Origin of the sequence: Aeromonas sobria (assembly GCF_006243315.1) — a bacterium.
Lineage (GTDB): Bacteria > Pseudomonadota > Gammaproteobacteria > Enterobacterales > Aeromonadaceae > Aeromonas > Aeromonas sobria_A.
Window position 1 is genome coordinate 1 of sequence record NZ_NKWE01000068.1, and the last position, 18,760, is coordinate 18,760.

The 18,760-nt window shown below is 55.4% G+C and carries 17 protein-coding genes and 1 pseudogene; 12 read left to right on the top strand and 6 right to left on the bottom strand.

What is annotated here, in order from left to right; genetic code table 11:
- Positions 1-278: transposase (locus CF137_RS19740; protein ID WP_331463394.1), on the top strand; the 278-nt coding region annotated here is incomplete at its 5' end.
- A 97-nt stretch (positions 279-375) separates the two neighbouring features.
- Positions 376-1,467, top strand: coding sequence for a M14 family metallopeptidase (locus CF137_RS19745; RefSeq protein WP_204787388.1), 1,092 nt, complete (start codon positions 376-378; stop codon positions 1,465-1,467).
- Between the two features lie 208 nt (positions 1,468-1,675).
- On the opposite strand, the gene CF137_RS19750 is transcribed toward CF137_RS19745, so the two are convergent.
- Together CF137_RS19750 and CF137_RS19755 are read right to left on the bottom strand one after the other, a co-directional pair.
- The gene (locus tag CF137_RS19750) at positions 1,676-3,499 is read right to left on the bottom strand and encodes a response regulator (protein WP_139721147.1); all 1,824 of its coding nucleotides are present in this window, start codon (positions 3,497-3,499) and stop codon (positions 1,676-1,678) included.
- 8 nt (positions 3,500-3,507) lie between these two features.
- On the bottom strand, positions 3,508-3,999 hold the full coding sequence (locus CF137_RS19755; RefSeq protein ID WP_139721149.1) for a putative pterin-binding protein: 492 nt from the start codon (positions 3,997-3,999) through the stop codon (positions 3,508-3,510).
- Between the two features lie 363 nt (positions 4,000-4,362).
- Between CF137_RS19755 and CF137_RS19760 the strand changes: the two genes are divergently transcribed.
- The 6 genes from CF137_RS19760 (at position 4,363) to CF137_RS19785 (ending at position 10,572) form a co-directional block, all read left to right on the top strand.
- Positions 4,363-4,713, top strand: a complete 351-nt coding sequence (locus CF137_RS19760; RefSeq protein ID WP_042020833.1) for an STAS domain-containing protein — start codon at positions 4,363-4,365, stop codon at positions 4,711-4,713.
- Positions 4,710-5,126 carry a hypothetical protein gene (locus tag CF137_RS19765; RefSeq protein ID WP_083221077.1) on the top strand — a complete coding sequence of 139 codons (417 nt, stop codon included), beginning with the start codon at positions 4,710-4,712 and terminating at the stop codon, positions 5,124-5,126. The genes CF137_RS19760 and CF137_RS19765 overlap by 4 nt, the downstream gene beginning before the upstream one ends.
- 18 nt (positions 5,127-5,144) lie before the next feature.
- Entirely contained in the window at positions 5,145-7,250 is a 2,106-nt protein-coding gene (locus CF137_RS19770; RefSeq protein WP_139721151.1) for an SLBB domain-containing protein, read from the top strand.
- Position 7,251: 1 nt separating this feature from the next.
- Positions 7,252-7,920: a P-loop NTPase family protein gene (locus CF137_RS19775; RefSeq protein WP_101324562.1), complete on the top strand. Its 669-nt coding sequence runs from the start codon at positions 7,252-7,254 to the stop codon at positions 7,918-7,920.
- A gap of 58 nt (positions 7,921-7,978) precedes the next feature.
- Positions 7,979-9,469 carry a SpoIIE family protein phosphatase gene (locus CF137_RS19780; RefSeq protein ID WP_139721153.1) on the top strand — a complete coding sequence of 497 codons (1,491 nt, stop codon included), beginning with the start codon at positions 7,979-7,981 and terminating at the stop codon, positions 9,467-9,469.
- A gap of 101 nt (positions 9,470-9,570) precedes the next feature.
- Positions 9,571-10,572, top strand: a complete 1,002-nt coding sequence (locus tag CF137_RS19785; RefSeq protein ID WP_139721155.1) for a glycosyltransferase family 4 protein — start codon at positions 9,571-9,573, stop codon at positions 10,570-10,572.
- A 607-nt stretch (positions 10,573-11,179) separates the two neighbouring features.
- On the opposite strand, the gene CF137_RS19790 is transcribed toward CF137_RS19785, so the two are convergent.
- The 3 genes from CF137_RS19790 to CF137_RS19800 are packed head-to-tail and all read right to left on the bottom strand — an operon-like array spanning position 11,180 to position 14,151.
- Positions 11,180-11,815 (bottom strand): sugar transferase, encoded by a 636-nt coding sequence (locus CF137_RS19790; protein WP_042020824.1) that lies wholly within the window; start codon positions 11,813-11,815, stop codon positions 11,180-11,182.
- Positions 11,812-13,005, bottom strand: coding sequence for a glycosyltransferase family 2 protein (locus tag CF137_RS19795; protein ID WP_139721157.1), 1,194 nt, complete (start codon positions 13,003-13,005; stop codon positions 11,812-11,814). The genes CF137_RS19790 and CF137_RS19795 overlap by 4 nt, the downstream gene beginning before the upstream one ends.
- Before the next feature lie 30 nt (positions 13,006-13,035).
- On the bottom strand, positions 13,036-14,151 hold the full coding sequence (locus CF137_RS19800) for a glycosyltransferase (RefSeq protein WP_139721159.1): 1,116 nt from the start codon (positions 14,149-14,151) through the stop codon (positions 13,036-13,038).
- Positions 14,152-14,367: 216 nt separating this feature from the next.
- On the opposite strand from CF137_RS19800, the gene CF137_RS19805 reads away from it, so the two are divergent.
- From CF137_RS19805 to CF137_RS19820, 4 genes are all read left to right on the top strand, one after another.
- Complete coding sequence (locus CF137_RS19805) at positions 14,368-15,783, top strand: GumC family protein (protein WP_139721161.1); 1,416 nt, start codon at positions 14,368-14,370, stop codon at positions 15,781-15,783.
- A gap of 335 nt (positions 15,784-16,118) precedes the next feature.
- Entirely contained in the window at positions 16,119-16,847 is a 729-nt protein-coding gene (locus CF137_RS19810) for a hypothetical protein (RefSeq protein ID WP_139721163.1), read from the top strand.
- 282 nt (positions 16,848-17,129) lie between these two features.
- On the top strand, positions 17,130-17,330 hold the full coding sequence (locus CF137_RS19815; protein WP_240038578.1) for a thioredoxin domain-containing protein: 201 nt from the start codon (positions 17,130-17,132) through the stop codon (positions 17,328-17,330).
- A gap of 249 nt (positions 17,331-17,579) precedes the next feature.
- Positions 17,580-18,560: a hypothetical protein gene (locus tag CF137_RS19820; RefSeq protein WP_139721166.1), complete on the top strand. Its 981-nt coding sequence runs from the start codon at positions 17,580-17,582 to the stop codon at positions 18,558-18,560.
- Between the two features lie 59 nt (positions 18,561-18,619).
- Here the strand turns inward: CF137_RS19820 and CF137_RS19825 are convergent.
- Positions 18,620-18,760 (bottom strand): annotated as a pseudogene (locus tag CF137_RS19825) (IS5/IS1182 family transposase); the annotation flags it as partial.

Consider the following 18,760-nt stretch of genomic DNA (forward strand, 5'->3'; position numbering starts at 1 on the left):
TCCCGCCTCGCAAGAACGCTGGGCTATGGAAAAAGGGACACCCAAGAAATAACGCTGTGCTGGTGATGCGCAAGGAAGGGCTGGCGCACTGGAAGAAGATGTCGGGATATCATCGGCGCTCGCTGGCAGAGACGGCGATGTATCGGTTCAAGCAGTTGCTGGCGGGGAAAATCAGTCTGCGTAACTACAACGGCCAAGTGGGAGAAGTCATGGCGTATGTAAGCGCTATAAACAAGCTAAATACCCTTGGTCTGCCTGTCAGAAAGCCCCGAGTGTAGCGGTCACCTGGGGCTGGGGACGTTGTGACCTGATGGCTGATTTGGGCAACAACGCCGAGCATTATTACTAATCATATTGAGCATCATGGAGAGTCGTATGCGTTATGTAGCGTTTGCTGTTGGATTAGCACTTTTTGGTTCGGTTGCTCAGGCTGCAACCCAATACACCGGCGATAAGGTACAAGGCGTGCCAGTGATCTCGGCCCTGGATGTAGCAGATCTTGCTACAGGTCAGCACCGCTTTATGTTTGAGGGGGTCGAGACCGGAACCGGTCAGCGCTGGTATGTGCCGATCATGGTGGCCAAAGGTGCTGCTGATGGTAAAAAAGTATTGCTGCAGGCTGGCGTACATGGTGACGAGCTCAATGGTGTCCGGATCGTGCAAAAGGCGATGGTACAACTTGATCCGGCCAAGATGAAAGGGAGTGTTATTGGTGTTATTGGCCCCAATCGTTCCGGCCTGGAGCGTGTGTCACGTACCTGGGCGATCTCGACCGACGGTGGCGATGTGATCGATTACAACCGGATCCATCCAGGTAAAGAGACAGGTAATCCCCCCGAGCGTCAGGCGTGGTTGATGTGGAACAAGATCTACAAAGGGAATGTCGATTTGGCCATCGACTACCACACCCAGTCTACCGGAACGGCGTACCCGCTCTTTATCTATGCCGACTATCGCAATGCGGATGTGAAGACCATTGCTGAACTGTTCCCCGCTGACCAAATCAAAAAAGATCCTGGTGAAACCGGCTCGATGGAAACGACGTTTGTTGAGAATGGTATCCCGGCGATAACCGCAGAAGTGGGCGAGCCGCGCGTGTATCAACAGGACATGATAGATCGTGGGTTGCAGGGGGCTTTAAACGTATTGGCCCACTACAAGGTGATAGACGGCAAGCTGGGTGCCACCGCCGAGAGCCACAAGGCATATATCGGTAATGAAATGAGCTCGATCCGGGCAACAACGGGTGGTTTTGCCGAGATCCTCGTCAAGTTGGGGGACGATGTGAAACAGGGGCAGAAAGTGGCGTTGCAGCGTAATGCCTTTGGGGATGTGGTGGCTGAATACACCGCCAACATGGACGGAAAAGTGCTCGCTGTGGGCACTGATGCTGTTCGTGAACCACGTGCGTTACTGGTTCGGATACTGGGGAACAATCCCGCTGAAACCTGCACCAACGGCTGCTGAGTAACGCAGTGCACCATAGCGATATCGAATGGGCATCTGGAACACGTCTGTCGTAGATGAACCCGCCAATGATGCCTGTTGGGCATAACGTTGAAATGAACCAATGAGGGGCCTGCGGGCCCCTCATTGGTTATAGGGGGCAGGTTCAGGTGAAGGTAATTCACCATCCACCTAAGACCTTGCCCATGGCTGATCCCAACGCTGGGCACTATCCGTGACGAGGGTGGGAGTGGTTGCGCTGATACAGGTCCCGTGAGACTTGTCTGTTGATCTCGTTGAGCAAGGTTTCTTTACTGATCGGTTTGGTGATGTAGCCATTCATGCCGTGTGACAAGTAGTACTGTTTGGATTCGGGCATGGCATCGGCGGTTAAGGCGATTATGGGGATAGTTGCCCACGGGTGCTGGGAAGTCCGAATGTGTGTGGTTGCGGCCAGGCCATCCATGATGGGCATCTGCACGTCCATCAGCACCAGATCAAAGTCAGCGTCAGCCAGTTTCTCCAGCGCTTCAGCCCCCTGTACGGCAAGGGTGACCTGATGGCCAACCGAGTCGAGCATGGCGCCGATCACCTTGCGGTTGGTGGCGTTATCATCCACCAGCAAGATACGGTAGCGCTCTTGATCCGCAGGCTTGGCAGGCAGGCAGACAATGGAGGGGGTGGTGGCTTGAGCTGGCCAGATATAGGTAAATTGGCTGCCTTTTCCCTCTTGGCTGGCCACTGAGATATCTCCGCCCATCAACCGTGCCAGGTTGCGTGATATTTCAAGGCCCAAACCGGAGCCACCATATTGACGAGTAATAGAGACATCAGCCTGAGCAAATCGCTGAAACAGGTTTTGCAGCTGGTACTTGCTCATACCAATGCCGGTATCCTGGATCGCTACCCGTATGGAGTAACGTTCCTGCTCCAGCCTGGTGCTATCAATATGAATGTTGACTGCGCCATGATGGGTGAACTTGATGGCATTACTGAGCAGATTAAACAGGATCTGGCGTACTCTGAGCGGATCGATCATCAACCATTCGGGGGTATCGTCGGCAATGGTGAGGGTGAGGGTGATCCCTTTTTCATTGCAGCTGCTTTGTAGCAATGCGCGAATATCTTCCAGCAGTTGTGGCAGGTGATGGGGGGTGAGCTGCAGCTCTATCTTGCCTTCTTCCAGTTTTGAGATATCCAGAATGTCGTTGAGCAGACCGAGCAAGTGGTTGGCAGACTCGCGTGCTGTCTCAAGGTAATCCCGTTCCCGTGGGGCCATATCGCGATCGGCCAGCAGAGACAGCATCCCGAGGATGCCATTCATCGGGGTGCGGATCTCATGGCTCATATTGGCCAAAAAGCTGCTTTTGGCTCGGGTGCCCGCTTCGGCCTCGCGGGTAGCCCGTGTCAGCTTCTCGTTGAGCTGTTGCATCAGTTTGTGTTGCTTCGACGAGATATTCATCTGCCGCGAGATCAACAAGGCCAGTATGAACAGCAGGGAAAATTGCAGGGCGGCGATCAGGGTGGTGGTGATGATCTGCTGTCTGACATCGTCACGACGCGCTACGTCAAACAGGGTGGCCTGTTGATTCACCTCCAGGGTCAGTTGATGCAACAAGGGAAGCAACAGGGCCAGTTGCTGATGCAATTGCTGATGGGCGGCAGGCCCTAACGGTTCAGCCCCTTCCGGCCCCAGCCAGCGATCGGCCAGCGCAATGTAGTGGCGGATCCCGGTGCTGGCCTGCTGGTAGATCGCGGTTTGCTGTAGCAGCGAGCGATCCTTGCTCTGCAGAATAAGGTCCATGCGGCTCACCAAAATATCGTATCTGAGTTGATATTTGGCTTGCGGCTCATGGCGTAGCGCATTTTGAAAGCGCAGGGCTTCGTTGTAGAGCTGGAAGTAGTTCCACATCACATTATCTTCACCCTGGCTGGTGCTGCGCTGCAGATCCTGAAATTGCCGATATTGAATGGTGCCAATGCCGGCAAAGGCAAGCAGCAATACGCACAGCACCACCGCCAGAAAACGCTGACTTGCAGCCAGGGATCGCATGGTGGGACCTACTCGACCTTGATCTGGCTGATCTGCCAGATGGCCCGACCGTAATAGAGCTTGTTGCGCAGCTCCGGATACTGATCGAATGGATAGATGAGAAATAGTGGGCCTTTATCGCGGATCGAGAGCGGTTTGCCATCGATGGTGCGGGCGAGGATCACCTGGTATTGCGCGGCATCACTGGTGGGCACCTGCACCGAGTAGTCGTTGAGTGCGGTGATGGTGAGCTGCGTGCCATTTGCCCCGACCTTGGCCAGGACGTCTTGCAGCCGCGGGCCACGAAACGTCTTGGCTTGGTCATACCAGGGGGTATGGGTGGTGATTTCATACTGGGTTAACTGGTCCAGCATGGCGCTATCCCACAGATAAAACGTGTGATGAGTGGGGCTTTCGATCGCTCCCTCTACCTTGAGCAGCGCATCTTCAAGGGTGGGGGCGGCTTGTGTGAGGCCGCTGAGGGCGCCCAGTAGTGGTGCGATATAAAGGCCTAGTCTCATAACTTCCTCCTTGAACCTGTTCGATGATGACACGCAGAACAACCACTGTTGCTCCCGGTAACAGGAGGCAAGCAAAACTCGGGCCGAGTTAAATATCGCGTGTATCACCGCATTTTTAAGGCGAGTTCAGTCTATCTGTGCTCTTTGGTGACAGTTGTCGTTGCAGTTTGCAAGGTAATACGCAGCCTTGTTGCAAATTGGTAACTGAAATTGGGTCTGGATGTGTGAAGAGTAGGGCGGGAGGAGTATCATATGGAGAGCATGACGGGTTATCCGGTCGACTAATCTGGGCTCGGCATGACAGTTGCAAGGTGGCGAGTGCGATGACAGTGAACAGTCCGGGATATAGACAAGGAGTTAACCATGGAAAGTATGACTTACACCCTTAATGACACTCAGGTTGTGGTACTGGAAAATGAGTTCGATGCGATGGCGGTCAGTGCGTTGCGTCCGTTGTTCGAGGAGCTGGCTACCTATCACGGTAATGTGTTGGCAGATATCAGCGATGTGCATTTTATCGACTCGTCAGGGATTGGGGCATTGGTTTTTCTCTATAAAAGACTGATTATGAACGGGCATCAGATGGCCCTTGTTTGTGGGCCAGGTCAACCCCACGATCTGTTGGAAATGTTACATATAGACAGGGTGATCCCTTGTCATGACACGCTCAAAACCTATATGCGTGCTCGTAACATGATGGCGGCCGCATCATGAAACGATGGGGGCTATTGCTGTCATCTATCATGCTGTCGGGTTGTACTCAGTGGCCACCTGCGGGTTATGGCGGACTGGCCGAGGTGAGGCCGACGCGTATTCCGGTGAATGAGGATGAACGAAAAGTCTGGTCTCGTTATGATGAGGCTCAGAAGACCCTTGATTCGCAGATTGTGCAGTTACAGCAATCTCATCTAAGGGAGTGTATGCCTGCTGAGCTTAAACAATTACAATCACAACGCATTGATATCGAACGGGATATGCATGGTCGGCTCTGGTCTGAGGTCGGTTGGCGTCAGACGGTGTTGGCACAGTCACTACAAAAAGTACGTTTGCGGCTGCAACAAACCACCGTTGCGGGCTGTAGCACTGATTGGTCAGGGCTCCCCTTGCGACAATGGGGGCAAACGTAACAGACAAAAAGGATGTCTATGAAACGGGGCGCTATCAAAGGATTGATCGGTTTTTTCTTGCTGCTATTTACTAGCCCGTTACTGGCTTCCACCTTACTCGCTCCCGGTGATCGGCTGGCCATAGTGCAGCCCGGTGAGCCTGCCTTTGATCAGCCGTTCCAGATCAACAAGCAAGGGGAGATTACGCTACCTGAAGTCGGCACTGTGGTGGTGGGGGGGAAAACCTTGCCACAGGCGGATGAGCTGATCCGCACCGCCCTCACACCGGTTTACAACAACCTCTCTCAATTGACCGTCACCTTGCTGGAAAAGCGGCTGCTGATCAGCGTGATGGGCTATGTCAAAAAACCCGGTAGTTATGATTTGGCCCCCGATGGCAACGTGCAGATGGCCCTCGATGCCGCTGGCGGTCTGGTGCCTGGGGCCCAGCTCAACAATATGCAAGTGCGCCGTGGCAGCACGGTATCGAGCTTTGACTACAAGCGTTACCTCGATACCGGCGATGCCAGCGTGTTGCCGCCGCTGCAATCCCTTGATGTGGTGTTTGTGCCCGCATCCCCCCTGATTGGCAACGTGCAGATCGATTTTGATGCTGCCACGCTGGCAGCAGGGGGCGATGGTGATACCGGCAAGGCGATCAAGGTGTTTGGTGAGGTCAATAGCCCGGGCGCCTTCAGTTTCAAAAGTGGCAACACCATTGTTGATCTGCTGATGCGGGCGGGCGGTGTGACCCGTTTTGCCGGGGTGGAGCGGATCAGGGTGATCAATGGCGATGCCCCCGAGCTGTTTGATCTCAAGGCCTACCTTGACTCCGGCAATAACGCCTTGCTACCCAATCTGGCGCCGGGGGCCACCATCTTTATACCCAAGGATGAAGAGCAGATAAAACGGGGTGCCCGCACCATCTACATCATGGGCGAGGTGTTCAAACCCGGTGCTTATGAGGGGCGGGAAGGGGACTCCTTCCTCGATATTCTGGCCAATGCCGGTGGCCCGACCCGCTATGCCGAGAGTCGCCAAATCCGCTTGCTGCGCACCGATGGCAGTGTAGAGCCCATTGATCTGCAGGCCTATACAGAGGGACTCCAAAAGGCATTGCCACAAATAAAACCCGGTGACGCGATTTTTGTGCCGGAGAAGACCGACATCAACGAGAAGTCCTGGCTCAAAGTGGCGCCCGGACGGGCGGTGATGGTGATGGGGGCGGTGCGGATCCCGGGTCGTTATGAATGGTCTGATGAGATGTCGCTGCTGGATCTGATTGCCCACGCCGGTGGCCCCAGTGAGCAGGCCGATATCGCCAAAGTCCAGATCCTCACCTCCGAGGGGGGCCAGGCCACGCCGACCCTGTTTGACCTTGACCGATTTTTGCATCAGGGCGGGGCGCTGGCCAGCCTGCCCCGGATCCGCGCGGGCTTTACCATCATGATCCCCGAGCTGCCCACCGATCCCAGCGATAACAAATCCCAATGGGTGCGCCAGTCACCGGACAGCTCCATCTATATCTTTGGCCAGGTCGGCGCGCCGGGGCGTTATGCCTTTAACGACCAGCTGGGGTTTATCGATATCTTGTCGGCAGCCGATGGCCCGACGGCGGCCGCCGATCTGCGCAATGTGCGTATTGCCCACCGCAATGGCAGCACGGCGCGGGTCAGCAAGCTCGACCTTGCCATGTACTTTGAAACCGGTGATGAAACCTTGCTGCCCAAGGTGATGCCGGGCGACTCCATTTACTTGCCAGAGAAGAATCGCCCCTGGCTGGATGAACCCAAGGAGAACACCATTCGGGTGCTGGGGGCGATCGCGCGCCCCGGTCGCTATCGCTTTGACTCCTCCATGACCCTGCTGGATCTGCTGGCTGAGGCTGGTGGCCCGACCAACACCGCCTATATCAAGAAGATCGTGGTGATCAACATGGCCACCAGCGAGCAGGGGGATCAGGCCCGCAGCTTTGATCTCGATGGCTTTGCCAAGGAGCCTGACTTTAGCCAACTGCCGGTATTGCGGGCGGGGGACACCGTCTTTATCCCTGATAGCAAGAGCAGCAACTGGGCGATTTTCATGGATGGGATGCGGGATATTCTCACCACGATTTCGGTGGTAGCGCTGGTCGGGACGCTTTGACATGAGCATCCCCATTCAATATCTGGAGCTCGAATCCCTCTACGCGGCGACTCTCGCCCGGGGAATCCGCTCGCTGGCCATCACCTCTGCCGAAGGGGGGGAAGGGGTGAGCTCCATCTGCGATGCGTTGGCCAGACGAGCAGAAGCGGATGGGCTGCGTACCCTGCTGGTGGATCTCAATCTTTATCACCCTGGGCGTGCGACGGCGCTCGCCTGGGGGCCCAACGATGTGCCCGAGCCGGTAGCGCATGGTCGTTCGCTCTCACTGTTGCCCGCACCCGGTAAAGATTTGATGGCGTTTCGCAACAAAGATACCTTGCGCCAACTGCTGCAGCGCTGGTTCGAACATTATGATGTGGTGATCTTCGATACCTCCCCCCTTAATGCCCTCAATCGGGGCAATATTCCTGCCGATCAGGTGTGTGGCGCCTGTGACGGGGCGTTGCTGGTGGTGTTGGCCGGGGTCACGCCGACCAGCGCCGTGCAGAGTGCGGTGGATAAACTTACGCGGGCTGACGCCAATCTGGTGGGGGCGGTTTATAACGACAAGCTCAATCCGGGCCTGGCCAGCGAGATCCTGCGGGAACTCAACCGGCTGCCCAGCAACCGGGTGACCGAATGGCTTAAGCGCTGGTGTCGGCGCAGTTCGCTACTTAACTTCCGGATCTGACCGGGCGCAGTAGGGGCGGGTGGCGAGTGTCTCTGGAGATGGCTGATGGATAGTGTGTATGGATGATTGGTTGCGATCTGCCCCTGCCAGCTTGCAAGCGGTGCGTGAACTGCGCCACCGGCTGGCACAAGGGTTGTCCCTGTTTCAGGTGTCCCAGCAGGAGCAAGCCAACTGGCTGCTCTGTTTCAGTGAACTGGCGACCAATATCGTCCGCCATGCCATGCCGCCTGCCACTCAGCTGTGGCTCACTCTTAAACAAGACGAGCAGGGCCTGATCCTGTTGTTGGAGGATGATGGCGGGCCCCAGCCCACCCTTAGCCCTATGCCGTTACCCGATGAGCTGCAAGAGGGAGGCTATGGGCTCGCCCTGGTACACCAGTTATTTGCCGAGGTGCGCTTTACCCGCGAGGGGGAACGCAATCGGGTCAGCCTGCGCCCTCATGCGGTGATCAAGGCGCTGCCCGTGATTGCCGTCATTGATGATGACAAGGTGATGCGCGCCCTGCTCACGGCTTATCTGCATGAGCACTACCGGGTCGAATCCTATGCCGATCCCGACGCGGCCTTGCAGGTATTGGGAAGACAGCCGCCCGCCATGGTGCTGTCCGATATCGAGATGGAAGGTCTCGACGGTTTTGCGCTGCGCCAGCAGCTGATGAAAGATCCCAAGATGAAGGGGGTCCCCTTTATTTTTCTCACCGGCCATCAGGATCAATGGACCCAGAGTCGTGCCGGTGCCTTGGGTATCGACGATTTTCTGGTCAAACCCATCACCAAACAAGACCTGTTGATGGCGGTGTCCCGGGTGTTGCAGCGTTCTCGCCAACTGCAATCACAATGGGGGGCGCAGCTTGATCAGCGGATGACCTCGGCGCTGCGCCCGTTATTGCCCGCCACCTCGATAAACGGATACCCGCTGGCGTTGCAAACCCGCGCGGCCACAGTGGGGGGCGGGGACTTTCTACTGGTCAAAGATCGGGTGTTGTGGCTCGGGGATGTGATGGGCCACGACGCTGAGGCCAAGTTTTTTGCCCATGCCTATGCCGGTTATTTGCGTGGCTTGCTGACCGCCCACGATCTGGAACGCGCCCCCGCCCGCCTGCTGACCATTTTGTCCAACGCGGTCCATAGTGATCCCTTGCTGGGGGCCACCCTGCTCACCACCTTGTGTATCGAGCTCGGTGACGAGGGGCGGGTGCAGTGGGCCAGTGCCGGTCATCCTGCGCCCTGGCTGATCGGGCCGGGCTCGGTGCGTCAGGTCGGGGTGACTGGCCCCTTACCCGGTTTGCGACCAGACCCCCATTTTGTGACCAATCAGCGTCAGCTTAAACCGGGAGAGCGCTTGCTGTTCTGGACCGACGGCTTGCTCGATAGCCGAGATGCCAGCGAGCGCCAGCAGTGGGAAGATCAATTGCGGACATTGTGCCTGACGCCCGAGCCGAGTCTGGAGCGGCTGGCACAGCGGATTGCCAACTGGTTTGATGAGCGGGCCGAGGGGGCCGCGCTGGATGATATGACCCTGTTACTGCTCGCTTATCCCGCCGCCTGATCCTGCCCTTCCTTGGTGTTGCTGGCCCGCTCTATGCATCTCTGCAGCAGTACGCAGTCGCCATGTTGCACATGGCGTGGAGCCACACAAGGAGGGCGCTTATGTTACCAACACAGCCGATCTGGCTCGCTATTGATGCCCGTCAAGTAGGCGGGATCGAAGTTCACATTACCCATTTGGCGCGCGATCTGCTGAGCAGGGGGCTGAACCCGACCATAGTGCTGGTGAGCAACCACGGAATAACCCCCTTTATTGCGCTACTCAAGCAGCAGGGGCTACCTTATCGGGTCTGTCGCAACAGCCGTGATTTTGTGCAGACGTTGGCGAGTCAATCCGGTGATGTGCTGGTGCACACCCATGGTTACAAGGCCGGGATCCTCGGTCGTCTGACCGCCTGGTGCAGCGGAAAATCGGTCGTCTCCACCTTTCACAGTGGTGATGAGGGGCAGGGGTTACTGAAGTTTTACAGCTGGCTGGATCGGGTCACGGCGCGTTTTGCGACCTGTATTGCAGTGAGTGAGGCGATTGCTCGCAGATTGCCAGTGCCGAGCACGGTGATCAGCAACTTCGTGCCGATGCCTGCATCCCCTGTCGCGGTACAAGGCAATCGCATCGCGTTTGTTGGCAGACTGTCAGCTGAAAAGGGACCCGCGAGTTTTTGCCAGTTGGCGGCGCTCTGTCCCGATGGCGAATTTCATCTCTACGGTGCTGGGCCATTGCAAGATACCTTGTGGCAGCAATATGGTGACCGCGTGCAGCTCCACGGTTTTCGGCAAATGGCCAACGAGTGGCACCATATTGATCTGCTCTGTATCACCTCCCGGTTTGAGGGGTTGCCGCTGGTGGCGCTGGAGGCGATGGCCCACGGCATTCCGGTCTGCACCTTTGCTGTGGGTGGTTTGGTGCAGCTGATTGATCACAAGTCCAATGGCTGGCTGGTGGAGCCCGGCCATGTGCAGGACATGGCCGATCTGGTCAATTATTGGCTGCGCAGCGATGAGGGGGTGCGTGGCCGGATGAGTCAGGCGGCGCGCAGAACCATAGCGCGCGGTTACAGCGTCAATCACAGAGTGAGTGATATTCTGGCGCTCTATCCCCGCTAACCAGCCCGTGAGATGAACCAATGCGAGTGGCCTGGCCACTCGCTTTTTTATGGGTAATGGGTAACGAGTCATGAGCGTGCGAAGCGATCTCGACTGACTGGCGTCTTAACGGGTTGCCACCTGCGGTAAAGGACGGTGACCCGACGGTGCCATCGCCCTTGATCCGCTGTGTGTAACCGCAAAAGTGTGCAGCCTCCGCCGTGTGCAGCCTCCGCCGTGTGCAGCCGTAGCAGTGTGTAGCCGTAGCAGTGTGTAGCCTCAGAAGTGTGCAGTCTCAGAAGTGTGCCGCCGCAGCTTGGCGAAGGCCCACAACCGCCACAACGCCCCCCGATGGAGGGTGCTGCTGCGGCATCGAGGGTAGCGGGCTATTGCGGGATTCGTCTTGGCGGGTGCGTTGCACCGCCGCTGATTGATGCCTGCGGTGCGGCATCCAGGGTAGCGGGCCAGCCGCCCCTTGGAGGACGCTGTGTTGGCAAGGGGCTGACACCATAGCGCGACATGGTTGCGAGGGGATCAAGAAAAAGGCCATTGCATCAGCAATGGCCAGTGCTATCGGGTTGGGATGTGGTGGCTGGTGGGGATTGTGAATCCACCAGTAGGTAGGGGCTCAGCGGCCCTTCTTGCCGACCATAATGGCAATGGTCTTGCCGATGATCTGGAGATCTTGCACCAGCCAGCGCCAGGGGTGGAGCAGGGCGACCGAGTAGGCCAGATCAAAGGCCAGCTTGCTGCGCACGTCATCGAGTGACTCATCATAGCCCTGATTGACCTGCGCCAATCCGGTAATGCCGGGGGCCACTTCATAGGTGCGTTCAATAAAAAACGGCACCGCATCTTCCAGCCGGTTGGCGATGCCGGGGCGTTCTGGCCGGGGGCCAATCAGCGACATCTCTCCCTTGAGCACATTGAGAAATTGCGGCAGCTCATCGAGCCGGGTTTTACGCAGAAAATCGCCGCTGCGGGTGATGCGGCTATCCCCTTTCCCGCACCAGACCGGGCCTGTCCCCGCCTCGGCATCAGCCCGCATGGTGCGAAACTTGATCATAAAAAACAGCTCGGTATGGCTGGCATGGCTGCGGCCAATCCGCAGTTGGCGAAAGAACACCGGCCCCGGACTATCGAGGCGGATAGCCAGCATGATCAGGGGCCACAGCGGCAGCGTCAGCAACAAGCCAAGGGATGCACCAGCCAGATCCATGATGCGTTTGACCACCAGGGTCACTGTCGGGATGGGGTGTTTCATGCTGCTCTCTCCTGAGTGGTGGAACGGATCAATGTGCGCAAGCCGTAGTGGAGGGTGCCAATGCCGTTGTACCAGTGGCCAAGCACCAGATAGTGGATAGTGCGCAGCGGGCCGGGCCAGCGGTAATTCGGGGTCAGCTGGATCACTCCCACCAGGGCATAGCCCAGCAGTTGCGCGGCAAGTACGGCGCCAAAAAAGGCAGATGCAGTGGCCAGAGGGATAGCGCACAGCCACAGCAGCATCAGGCACAGGGGCATCAATACCCGTAGCCCTTTGCCACTGGCAAAATTAAACGCCACCCAACCAAATTTGGGGTGCAGCAGTGGCAACAGGCGCAGCAGTTGCTGGGTATTGCCAGCCCCGATCCGCTTGCGCCGCACCGCTTCAAGGGCAGCATCAGATACTTCCAGCTCCAGTGCGGCGCAGCGATTGTCATAGACCGCTTTGTAACCCTTGGCGATGGCCTGCATCGGCAGGATGAAATCGTCGTTGATGGTATCGCTCGCCAGCGGAGTGAGGCAGTGGCTGCGGATCACATAGAAAGCACCATGGGCGCCCAGCATGCTGCCGAGGGCTGATTCGCACAGCTTGATCTGGCTCTGATAGCGCCAGTAGTGCTCTTCGCCCTCGGAGCCTGCTTGCCAGAAGCGGTAGGCTTCCCCCACCACCCCCACCTTGGGATCTTGAAAATGGGCGGCGGCCAGCAGCAGGCTATCGATGGGGAGCAGGGCAGAGACATCGCTCAGGGCCACCAAATCGCTCTTGACCAGCGCCATGGCATCGTTGAGTACGGCGACCTTGCCGCGATTGAGATCGTGATTAAACAGCCTGATCTGCACATGCTGCAGGGCCGGATCCCCGAGCTGGAGCAGGGCGATCGGATAGCTATCATCGCTGCAGCCATCAAAATGCACATGGACCCACAGCTTGTCGGCGGGGTAATCGAGGCTGGCGATATTTTGCAGTTTGGCCGCGATGGTCGCCGCCTCGTTATAGACCGGCATGATCAGGGTGATGGTGGGGAGCGCCTCATCGCCATGGCTGCGGTTCAGGCCACGGGTCATGGGTTGCGGATGCGGGGTGATCTGACGGGCCCGCTGACCAAAATATTTGAGCAGCAGGGGGTAGCCAGCATGGTGGTAGACCACCAGCGCTGCACAGAGCCAAAACGCTATCATGTACCACTCCATGGGATGCTCCTTTAATCCGGTGCCGTCTGCTTAACGGCGGTAAAGTGCCTGATAGGCCTGCGCCATCTGGCTCAGGCTGCCTTGCTGGCAGACAAACTCACGGGTGACTGCGCGCAGGCTAGTTGAGTTGAGCAACCCCTGTGCCAGAAGTTGCACCAACAGCTGCGGGTCTCGTTTATCGAGCAGATAGCCGCTGGCCGGACAGACTATCTCGACCGCCGCGCCAACGGCGCTCATCACCACCGGGACGCCGCAGGCCTGGGCCTCCAGCACACAGAGCGGCATCCCTTCTGCCAGTGACGGCAAGCAGAACAGATCCAGCCCCTGATAAAAGCACGGCATCTGCTCAACCAACCCGAGGAAGTGCACGCGATGGGCAATGCCTAACCCTTGGCACTGCTGCTGCAATGCATTTTGCAAACTGCCGACCCCTGCCAATGCAAGATGCACCTCTTCCGGCAAGGCGCTGATCGCCTCCAGCAGCAAGCTATGGCCCTTGACGGTTTCGAGGCGCGCCGCGCACCCAATCAATTTGACCCCTTGCGGCAGCCCCATCTCCTGACGGGCGAGGGCGGCATTGCCCGGGGTAAAACGCTGTTCATCGATACCGTTGGGGATCACCTGTGCGGACAACTGCCCCAGCTTGGCTTGCAGCTGGGTGGCCACCGGGGTCGCATCCGCCACCAGAGTCGGCCTGAAGGTGCGCAGCCCCAGACTGGCCAGGGTGCGTTGATGGGGGTCATCGAGATACCAGGCATCGTGTTCGGTGTGCACCAGGGTTGTCACTTGCGCCAAGCGACTGGCCAAGCCGCCATAGAGCAGCGGGCCAAGATGGTGGGTATGCACCGCCCCCGGTTTGAGTTGCCGCAGCAAGCGGGTCAGCCGCCCGAGGGTGGTCAGGGACCAACCGGCCGGTTTGGCCAGACAGTGGATCCGCGTGGCGAACGGGCGCAGGGCCGGCCATGCCGCCAATACCGCCGCCTTGTCCCCCTCAAGGGAGATGATATGCATCGGCTGGTGGCCCGCATTGGCCTGGGTCAGGTTGAGCACCATGGTCTCCAGCCCGCCGGGCTGCAGGTGCTGGACGATTTGCACCACCGCCGGTTGGCGCTCGGAGGGAGTAAGGGGATCGGACGATGGCAGCATGGTGAGCACTCCAGCACAGGGAGGGGGCGCGGCCCCGGACCACCGGTTAATGCGAATCTTGTACCACTCTTGCCGTTAGCCAAGTCAGTGCCCGGCAACCACGGGAGCTAAACGGTGCTGGCAGCGGCCTTGCACTCTTGCAGTGGCACCGGCCTTGCACTGGCACCAGCCTTGCATAGAGATGACAGCCCTACCTGCGTCATCGGGAGTGATGTCATGCCAGTCCAGTTCTATTACAACCTCTACCTCATCTTGTTTGCGGCCTGGCGTCGTCGTTATCTGCTGGTGATCCCGGTGCTGGTGATGCCGCTGGTCGGCGGCGCCATTGGCTGGCTGACCCCCAAGGAGTTTGAGAGTCGCACCACCTTTATGGTGCCGCAAGATGCCAACCAGACCCCGACCCTCAAGGATCTGATCACTCAAGAGAGCCTCAAAGATCGCTTTGCGGTGCTCGAAGCCCTGCTGCGCAGCCGCTACGTGCTCGATGGGGTGGCGCGGGATCGCGGTCTGGTCAACGACGAGACCCCACCGGCCAAGCGCGATGCCATCATGGATTGGCTCTCCGGGGCTGTCTCATTACGGCTGATCGGTGACGAGGTGATTGAAATCAAGGTCAGGGCCGATTCGGCCGCCAACAGTGCCGGTCTGCTGGAAGCGATCTCACGGCGTTTCTTTTTCAACTTGCTCAGTAAAGGGCGCCAGTCGGCGGAATCCTCCGAGCGTTTTTTGCAAAGCCAGCTCGACAGTCGCCGTAGCGAATTGCAAGGGGCCGAGCAGCTACTGGCCGACTTCAAACGGGAACATGCCAGTGCCTTGCCCCAGCAACAGAGTGCCAACGTCGCCCGGCTCTATGGATTGAAAGAGCGCTATGCCGACAGCCTGCTCACCTTGCAACAGGCGAAAGCTGCGGTGGAGCTGCTGGCCCGCGGGCAGCAGAGCAAGCTGGCGCTGCAGCTCGATGAGCAGTTGCAACAGATGCAGACCGAGCTGGCCCTGCTGCGTGCCCGCTACAGCAATGAGCACAGTCAGGTGCAGAGCCTGCATTATCAGATTGAGCAGTTGCAACAGGAGCGGGATCGCCTGCACAGTCAGCCCGATATGGCGATGGGACCCGAGTTTCAACAGGCGCAGCGTATCTTGACCCAGACCGAACAAGCGGTGAGCGGGTTGCAGGCGCAGATCGACGGGTTGGACAAGGTGGTGGACTCCCAGGGCGATACCGAACGGCAACTCGCTGAGCTGGAGCGGGATCTGGAGGTAAAACGTGGCCTCTATCAGGATCTCTCGCTGCGCTATGAGAAGGCCAAAGTCACCGGGGCGCTCGGCAATTTCGAGCAAGGGGAGCGGATCAAGGTGATCGACAAGCCGTTCGCCCCCAGCAAACCGAGCAACTACCCGCTGTGGCTATTTGTGCTGGCCGGGGTGATTGGCGGACTGGGGCTGGGCGGCGGGTTGGCCCTGCTGACCGAGTTGGCGGATACCAGCTTGCGCCGCAGTGATCGACTGGCTTCCCTGATCAAGGCGCCGGTGCTAAGCCGGATCCCCTATTGCGAACCGGTGCCGGACTATCCAGCCAACAGTTATCAGGCGCTGGATGGCCAGGTGCTGCCCTTGGCTTCCGAGCCGGGTTGATTGCCGCAAAGCTGGCTACCAGCCGGAACCTGAATATTTCTGATAAGGCCTCATGATGAGGCCTTTTTTATATCGTGTAGATGGCTGGGTAAAAATCACGGCAAGCCCATAAAAGAGGATAGAGACTGCATTTTCAATTTCCGTTTCTTGACTGTGGTTTTATCCAGTGATACAAGTGGAGCTGGTGCAAGGCGTTGGTAATGCATTGATTTTAAAATAATTTATTGGTTGTAATGACGAGTGAAAGGGGGGCGTTAGATGAAAGGTGTTGTTAACACATTAATAGATCTCTCTATCTAATTGTTGTTATAAGACTTAAGGATGTCAGGTTATAGATGAAGAATTCTGAAAACTTCAAAACTGTATGGTGGGGAATCCTAGTTGTTATCTTAGGATTCTATTTGTATGGTCGATACTCAAAGCTTATCGAGGGGAGTCCTTCCTACTTTGATGTTGTCGTTTTCGTGATATGGATTGGAGTGTGTCTTGCGCCAATATTCCAAGAAATGGATTTATTTGGTATAAAACTAAAACAGCAAATAGATGATTTAAAGAAAGATGTAAACTATCAACTTTCCATACTCAAAACTGAAATTAAGTCCTCAATCGAAGTATCGAATGCCAACAGTAATCAGATATATTTTCAGTCTGGTGCTGTTCCGCCGAAAGATTCTGATATACCAGATCTCTCGGAACAGATACAACGTACTCTGGATAAAATGGGCATTAAAGCCGCCCCAGAAGATGATGTATATGATTACGACATTGACCCAGTCCGCGTCGAAATGTTCAAAGTTAGATTGTCTTTTGAAAATCTGTTGCGCGAATATTCAGATGTAGATGAAAAATATCGACGTAGATACTCCGTTGGTAAATTATTGAATGCACTAAGAAACTATGAGCAAATATCCAAGAGTGTTCTTCATGGTGTAATGGAGGTTATATCAGTGTGTAACTATGCGGTTCATGGTGAACCCCTCTCACAAGCTCAAATAGCTTTCGTCAGGGAATCTGCTCCTGGATTGCTTAAAGCATTAAAAAATGAGTTGCAAAACGGCTTATAACACAGCATTGCAGCAGACAGTTAGTAGGTTCGATTAGCGAAGCGTAATCGAACGATCGCGGTGACACTATCCGCCAATGTGGCTTGGCAAGTATATCCCGACTGTTGACTTTGGCTGCCAGTTTGAGAGTGAGTTTCGGGAGGCGGAGAAGTGGCAAGATGGGAGGATTTTGGCGAGTTAAAAAGACATATTACAAAAAGGCCGCGAACGTCCGATTACGCTTCGCTAATCGAACCTACGGTCATGTAATAATTTTTAAGCATCAACAGAAAGGAGTCTGTCTTGTTTAAGCTTTACTATTATCCAAACAATGCGAGCCTAGCCCCGCACTTTTTACTTCACCATGTTCAAGCAGACTATGAACTGTTGTTGGTTGATAAGAAAACTAATAGTCAAAAATCATCTGATTATTTGAAGTTGAATCCAGCAGGTCGTATTCCAACATTGGTCGTTGATGGTCAGCCTATTTTTGAAAGCACGTAGGTTCGATTAGCCGGAAGGCGTAATCGGACGCTCGCGGTGATACTCCCCGCTAATGTGGAAAGTACGTCACAACCGGTGATTTTGGCTGCCAGTTCAAGAGTGAGTTTCTGGGGCGGAGATGTGGCAAGATGGGATGGTTTTAGTGAGTTAAAGAGACACATTGCAGAAAGGCCGCGAACGTCCGATTACGCTTCGCTAATCGAACCTACGAGTCTTAATATTGAGTTGGTTTTACCATTGGGGGAATCTATGAATTGGAAGTCCATAATTGCAACGGCATTAATTACAGGGGTTGTCACGATTGCGACCGGCATGCTTTTATTTTGGTGGCAGACAGAGAAAACTGAATTGACCTATAATTCAATTCAGAGTATTCCGTTCGATGATTCCAATAACAAGCTTTTTATTCAGCAAGTTGAAATAACCAACTCAGGTGATAGGGTTGTTGAAGATGTTGTTTTTGTTCTTTCATTTTCAGATGGCGTAATACAGAAATCAAAAATAACTATAAATGGAGCAATATCTCACAAAAAGAGAACCGACGAGAGAGCAGTTGAGTTAAAAATAGACAGTTTAAACCCGAGAGAAAGTGCTAGCGTTTCTGTGATATTTCAAAGCTCGAATGCAATCACTGAGGGTGGGGGAGTATCTCTGAGAGGTAAAGGGGTTGCCGGAAAACCAATTGGTACAACGGACAAAAACAATAGAACCCCCATCTTCATATCACTAATGGCAGCATACGCAGGGGTATTCGCATTTTTACTTTCAACAGAAGTCGGTCGAAGAACGTTTTCTTTAATATTTAAGGCGGTGGTTTTTAGACGCTCACTAGGCTCTGCAAATGAGCAGAAAGATGTAATTGCCTCCCTATTGGCAATGTATGGTTATCCAGAAAAAGCCAAAGAGTATCTCCAGTTTGGCATAGCTAGGCAATATTGGGTTGAGGCAGACTTACTCGCTTCTGAAGCAATTGTCGCTGACGATAAAGTTAGGAGGGATATTATTGATATTCTAAAGCAGATTAGTGAACTTGATGTTATTTTTGATAGTTCTAAAGCGATTGTATTGTACAATATTGCGCGAATCGCAAAATCTGGAAATATTAACAATTTTGATTTCAATCAGTATCTTGAGCTTGCGAAGAATTTGGATAAGAATGAAATAACAAAACGAATTAAAATTGATCCAGTTTTTAAAATGAGTTCTGAAGCTAACAATGAATGTGCCTAGCGTGGCGTTGTTTCCCAAATCAACCATCAAGCCACAACTGCCCCAGCCCCAAATGACCGTTACACTCGGGGCTTTCTGACAGGCAGACCAAGGGCATTCAGTTTGTTCATCGCACACACGTAGGCCATGATCTCTCCCACTTGGCCGTTGTAGTTACGCAGACTGATGTTGCCCGTCATCAACTGCTTGAACCGATACAT